This is a genomic window from Streptomyces calidiresistens, from assembly GCF_014141525.1.
In the GTDB taxonomy this organism is placed as follows: domain Bacteria; phylum Actinomycetota; class Actinomycetes; order Streptomycetales; family Streptomycetaceae; genus Streptomyces; species Streptomyces calidiresistens.
In genome coordinates this window covers 1-6,242 of the sequence record NZ_VKHS01000277.1, presented here as the reverse complement: position 1 = coordinate 6,242, position 6,242 = coordinate 1, and the positions used below count along the sequence as shown (strand labels likewise).

4 protein-coding genes are annotated in these 6,242 nt (G+C 77.1%); 2 read left to right on the top strand and 2 right to left on the bottom strand.

Annotation, left to right across the window (positions count from 1 at the left end):
• Window positions 1-31: 31 nt before the first annotated feature.
• Together FOE67_RS13175 and FOE67_RS13170 are read right to left on the bottom strand one after the other, a co-directional pair.
• The gene (locus FOE67_RS13175; protein WP_182663846.1) at window positions 32-703 is read right to left on the bottom strand and encodes a hypothetical protein; all 672 of its coding nucleotides are present in this window, start codon (window positions 701-703) and stop codon (window positions 32-34) included.
• Between the two features lie 459 nt (window positions 704-1,162).
• Entirely contained in the window at window positions 1,163-1,867 is a 705-nt protein-coding gene (locus FOE67_RS13170; RefSeq protein ID WP_182663844.1) for a bifunctional DNA primase/polymerase, read from the bottom strand.
• Window positions 1,868-2,982: 1,115 nt separating this feature from the next.
• Between FOE67_RS13170 and FOE67_RS30395 the strand changes: the two genes are divergently transcribed.
• Both FOE67_RS30395 and FOE67_RS13160 read left to right on the top strand, forming a co-directional pair.
• The gene (locus FOE67_RS30395) at window positions 2,983-4,467 is read left to right on the top strand and encodes a SpoIIE family protein phosphatase (protein ID WP_323384864.1); all 1,485 of its coding nucleotides are present in this window, start codon (window positions 2,983-2,985) and stop codon (window positions 4,465-4,467) included.
• A 106-nt stretch (window positions 4,468-4,573) separates the two neighbouring features.
• Window positions 4,574-6,163: an aminopeptidase P family protein gene (locus FOE67_RS13160; protein ID WP_182663840.1), complete on the top strand. Its 1,590-nt coding sequence runs from the start codon at window positions 4,574-4,576 to the stop codon at window positions 6,161-6,163.
• Window positions 6,164-6,242 lie beyond the last annotated feature (79 nt).

The window sequence follows — 6,242 nt, the reverse complement described above, 5'->3', positions numbered from 1 at the left end:
GCCCCTCCGGCATCCCCGGCCCCTCCGGTCCCTACGGCTCGTCGGCGCCCCTGGCCCGCAGCAGCGGGACCTCCCCGTCGATCGGCAGCAACTCCGCCGTGGCCGACCACCCGGAGCGGGCCGCGGTCCCCGCCGAGCCCACCGCCGCGTGCGGCTGGGCCGGCGTCTCGCACCATCCCGTGGGGTGGGGTTCGGCGAACGCGCACACCCGGGTCACCACCTGCCCGTCCGGGCGGGTCAGCGAGAGCTCCACCCGAAGCGGTCGGCCGTCGTCGTTGCGGTGCGAGACCCGGGCCCGGGTGCCCTCCCGGTCGGTCACCACGCACGCCCTGGCCTCCACGCCGACCGGGGCCGTGACGGGCGGTCCGCACCGGACCCCGCCCACGCCGCCCGGCCCCTCCGCGCCGTCGCGCGGTCCCGGTGGGGCGCCGGCGGGCGCGAGCCCTCCTGCGGCTCCCCGGTCCCGGTCGTCGGCCTCCGACCCGGGGTCGGGGTCGTACCCGGGCCCGGCGGCGGAACCCGGGTCGGTTCCCCGGACCCCGGGCTCCGGGACCGGGGCCTCCTCGGCCACCGGCACGGGCTGCGGCGCCCCACCGGCCCCGAGCGGGTCCGGAGGTCCGTCGGGCGCGAGGCCGCCCACCCAGATCAGGGGCAGCGCGATCACCGCCACCACGGCGGCGGTGACGGCGCGGGAGCCGGGCACGGCCCGGTCCTCCCCGTCCCGGGCGGGATCGTCCCCGTCCCGGCCGACCGGCGTCGGAGCCGGAGCCGGAGCCGGAGCCGGGGTCGGGGTCGGGGGTCTGGAGGGAAGCGGATCGGGTTCGGCGGACGGTTCCCGCTCCCGGGCACCGCGTCCGGGGACGGACGGCTCCGGTTGCGGTTCCGGTGGGGACGGCGACTCTGCCGGCACGGGATTCCCCCTGCGTTCGCGGGCGGACCACACCCCGGGGACGATAGGTCGCCCCGCCGGAGGGGCCGCACGACGCACCCGAGCGAAGAGGTCGGTGACCGGACCGGAGGACGCGGGTACCGCCGAACGGATGATCGGAAGGGCCCCGGAGTCGGCCGGGGCGCACACCCGGGGGGTGCGCCGCCGGTCTCCCCGGGCGCCGCGCGGCGCCCGGCGCCCGGGACGGGGACGGCCGCTCGGAAAGGGGCCCGCTCAGTGCGGCAGGCGACTGCCGGGCTCGGTGCGGCCGGCGGCCAGGGCCGCGCCCAGCAGATCGGCGGCCCGGGGCAACCACACCGGCCCCGTGCAGTCACCGGCCACCGGCGGTCGGACCCAGCGCAGTCGGCCGCCGCGCACCGGGGTGGGCGGCAGGGCGATGTAGCCGCCGGCGCCGTGGAAGCGGACGGACGCCGGGACCCGGTCGGTACGGGCGTCCTCCGTGGCGGCTCCGGCCTCGGCGGAGGGGGGCAGCGCGGCGTCCATCAGCGAGCACAGCAGTTCGCCGAGTTCCGGCAGGTCGTAGGGGGCGACCAGGAGGAGGTACCGGCCGGGGCCGGCGATCACGGGGCCGACCCGCACGCCGAGCCGGCCGAGGTCCGCCAGGGCCCGGCGCCCGGCCGTCGCGGGGAGGCCGATCGCGCACGGGGCCCGGCCCCCGGTGGGCATCACCACGGGCGCCTCCGGGCGCCGGGTCCACCACCAGCGGATCATCCGGACATCGGTGGTGGCGGCCAGCGCCTCCGGGTCCAGGGGGTGGGCACCGGGGGCGGCGCACCCGGGGCGTCCGCACTCGCAGCGGCCGTCCGGCCGCATCCCGACCCCGGGGAGGACGGGCCATCCCCACTGTCGGGCGCAGCGCAGCGCCGCCTCCCGGGGCGTCCGGGTCTCTCCGCTCCTGCCATCGAGAATCTCGCGCACCGCGGTGGTTCCTTTCGCTCGCACCCGGGACCGGCGGCCGTGCCGGTCGCTTCCACCTCCGCCGGCCCGGGGCGGGTCCCCGCGGGTGGGGACACGCCCGTCGTGGTCGGCGCTCCGCCGTGGGTCGGTCCCGGTCTCCCGCCGGGCGCCGGTGCCCACGTCTCGTTCCTCCGCCCTCCCACCTCCGTTCCGTCCGGTGGTCTCCGGACCTCGCGGTGCGCCCGGGGGCGCGCCGGTGCGGATCGGGTCGTGCCCGGCACGTTCCCGGCGCTCGGCCGGTACGTCTCCGGTCACGCCTCCGGCACCGGTTCCGGTTCCGGAGTGTCCGGTTCCGGAACGCGGCCCGCCGGGGCGCGTCGTGCGGTCCTGCGGTCGTACTGCGGCTCCGCGGTCATCCCGTCGGCGGGGTGACCGCCCGGGTGCCCCGCGATCGGGGGATTCCCTCCCCCACCCTGCGGTGGGCCGGTGGGCCGGCGACAGGGGCGCGGGCCGGCGCGGGCCGACACCTTTCGGCACGGCACCGCCGACACCCGCGGGCGAATCCCACCCGTCGGACTGATGTGCGACACCGTGCCCCGGGGAGCCGGTCCGTCACGGGTCGCGCGCTCCCTCGACGCGGTCCCCTCCGGCACCCCGCCGTCCACCCTCCGGACAGTACCGCTTTCAACCGTCGCCGGCGGGCGGCTTTGTCCCGGGAGAGTGGACAATCGACTCCCGCGCCGGCCGCGGAATCCCCGCAACGACGGGGAACCACGCGGGGAACACCGCCCCGGGGGTCGGCGTCAGTGGACCGCATCCGGAGCGGGCGACAGGGATCTTTGCGCCACACCGGCGCGCACCCCGTGGCGCACCCCCCGAACGCGTGCCCCGCCGGCCGGGCGGTATGCACGGAGCGGGAGGAACCCGCCGCGCGCCGCGCCTCCGCCGACGACGGCCGAGGGAACAATGCTGGACATCCCACAACAAGCACGTGTAGATGTGGAATGTCTCCATAGGGACGCCCATGACATGGGGGTTTGCGATGCTATTGCGAGGAAAACCCGCGGCGGAAGCCGATGATCATGAATAGCCCCTCCGCTCCGAAAGTGGCCGGAAGCCGGCACCCCGTTCCGCTCGTGTCGGACACTGCGGGGAATGCCGAGGGGGCGGTCCCGCCCGTCGGGACCGGGTCCGGTTCCGACGACGCCGCCTCCGTCGCCTCCCCGGTCGGGCATCCCGGCGCCGCGCAGGACCGTCTCGCGGCGTGGATCGCCGACCTGACGGGCCTGCACGAACTGCTCGAACGCCTGTGCCGCACCACCACCCCGGAAGCGGCCCTGCGGGAGACCCTGCGCGCCGGGGCGGGGCTCGCCGGCGCGCGGCGCGGCATGCTCGCCCTGCGCCCCACCGAACCCGGCGCCCCCGAGCGGACCGTCGGTTTCGGCCTGGCCCCCTGCGACCTGGGCGCCATGGAGACCGTTCCCCGCTCCTCCGACCCCTGCGCGCGCCTCCTCGACGAGGTCCTCCCGACGCCCCCCGGCGACGGTCCCCCGGCCGGGGGCACCGCCCCCGGCGAGGACGGTCCGCCCGGCACCGCGGAACCGGCGGCCGAGATCACGCTGCCGGACATCGCCGCCGGCTACGCCCAGCCGCTCACCGTCGAGGACGGTCGCCGGATCGGCGCCGCCGTGTGGTTCTACGACGAGCCCGGCGTGCCCGACGCCCGCCGACGCCACCTCCTCGCCCTCTACCTGCGACAGGCGGGTGCCCACATCGCCAACCGACTCGAACTCTCCCGGGCCCGCAGCGCGGTGCGGGAGGTGCGCGAGGGGTTGCTGCCCCGGTGCCTGCCCCACCTGCCCGGGGTCGCCCTGGCCGTCCGCCGCCTGCCCGGCGGCACCACCGGCCCGGGGGGAGCCGGTGGTGCCCGGGGCACCGAGGACCTCCACGGCACCGGGGAGAACGGCGACACCGACTGCGGCACCTTCCACGAGGCGCTGGCCCTGCCCGAGCAGGCGCTCGGCCTGGCCATGGGCTCGATCACCGGCACCGGACCGCGCGTCGTGGCCGCGATGGGCCGGCTGCTGGCCGGGCTGCGCGCCTACGCGGTGATGGAGGGCGAGGACCCGGTGGCGGTCCTGTCCGACCTGGAACTGCTGCTGCGCGTCACCGAATCCGTGCGGTGCGCCACCGCCCTGTTCGGGTACGTCGAGCCGGCCAACCGGCGGCTGGTGATCGCCTCCGCCGGCCACCCGCCCCCGTTGATCGTCGGCGACACCCGGGTGCAGTACGCCGAGACCACCCTCTCCGCGCCGCTGGGCATGCTCACCTGCTGGGAGGCCCCCAGCGTGGAGGTGGAGCTGCGCCCCGGTGAGACGGTGCTGCTGTGCAGCGAGGGACTGCTGCGACGGCTGGACGGCGGCGGTGGGGCGGGTACCGGGTCGATGGACCGCGCCTTCGCCCGGCTGCACGCCACGGCGGCCCGCGCCCCCGCCTCCGTGCGGCGGGACCCCGGGGCGCTGGCGGACCACGTGCTGGCGTCCCTGCCGGCGGCCGACCCGACCGGGTGCCGACCCGGCGGGAGCCCCGGCGACGCGGTGGTGCTCGCGGCCCGCTTCTGAACCCCGGCCGGGGTCCCGGGCCCGTCGCCGCCCTGTCGGGCCCGGGACCCCGGCCATACGATGGGAAACGGTCCCCGACCGGCACCCCATCCGAGGAGGCACCCACGTGGCCGAGGAGCAGAACCCGACCGTCCCCCCGACCCCGGAGACCCCGGCGGTCGCGGAGACGTCGGCACCCCCGTCCGATCCGTCCGACGCGCCCGGGACCCCCGCCGAGGGGGACGCCGAGGGGACGGAGGCACCCGCGCCGCGCAAGAACGGTCTCTCCCGCACCGTCTCCGACGAGCTGGCGGCCAACATGCGCTCCGGCTGGGCGGACACCGAGCAGCGCGACCTGGAGCCGATCGCCCAGGCCGAGCACACCGCCCGCCGCCGGGCCGAACTGTCCGCCCGGTTCCCCGGCGAGCGCCTGGTGGTGCCGGCCGGCGTGCTGAAGACCCGCTCGAACGACACCGACTACCCCTTCCGCGCCGCCGTCGAGTACGCCTACCTCACCGGTGACCAGACGGAGGCGGGCGTGCTGGTGCTGGAGCCCACCGACTCCGGCCACGAGGCCACCCTGTACCGGCTGCCGCGCTCGGACCGGGAGAACGGCGAGTTCTGGCTCGGCGGGCACGGCGAGCTGTGGGTCGGCCGGCGGCACAGCCTCACCGAGGCCGAGCGGCTCTACGGCATCCCCTGCGCCGACGTGCGCGAACTGCCGGAGAAGCTGCGGGAGGCGACCGGCCCGGTCCGGGTGGTGCGCGGACACGACAGCGGCGTGGAGCGGGCACTGCACGACAAGGTGACCGCCGAGCGGGACGCCGAGCTGACCACCTTCCTGTCCGAGATGCGGTTGGTGAAGGACGAGTTCGAGATCGCGCAGCTGACGTACGCCTGTGAGTCCACGGCGCGCGGTTTCGAGGACGTCGTGCGGGTGCTGGACCGGGCGGTGGCCACCTCCGAGCGGTACATCGAGGGCACGTTCTTCCTGCGCGCCCGGGTGGAGGGCAACGACGTCGGCTACGGCTCGATATGCGCCGCCGGCCCGCACGCCACCACGCTGCACTGGGTGCGCAACGACGGCCCCGTGCGGGAGGGCGAGCTGCTGCTGCTCGACGCGGGCGTGGAGACCCGCGAGCTGTACACCGCCGACGTCACCCGCACCCTGCCGATCGGCGGGCGCTTCACCGACCTCCAGCGGAAGGTCTACGACGCGGTGTACGAGGCGCAGGAGGCGGGCATCGCCGCCGTGCGGCCGGGCGCCAAGTACAGCGAGTTCCACGAGGCGGCGCAGCGCGTGCTGGCGACCCGGCTGGTGGAGTGGGGGCTGCTGGAGGGGCCCGTGGAGCGCGCCCTGGAGCTGGGGCTCCAGCGCCGGTGGACCCTGCACGGCACCGGCCACATGCTGGGCATGGACGTGCACGACTGCGCCGCCGCCCGGCGGGAGGCCTACGCCGACGGCACGCTGGAGCCGGGCATGTGCCTGACCGTGGAGCCGGGGCTGTACTTCCAGCCGGACGACCTGACGGTGCCCGAGGAGTACCGCGGCATCGGCGTGCGGATCGAGGACGACATCCTGGTGACGGAGGACGGCAACCGGAACCTGTCGGCCATGCTGCCGCGCACCTCGGAGGCGGTCGAGGCCTGGATGGCGGAGCTGGCGGGCACCGGCGGCACCGCGCCGTGGGACGCCGTCCCGCCGCCGGTGGGCTGAGCGGACCGCTCCGAAGGGCCGGAGCGACCGGGGCGGGGCGCGCGGGGTTTCCCCGTGCGCCCCGCCCCGTGTCGTCGCC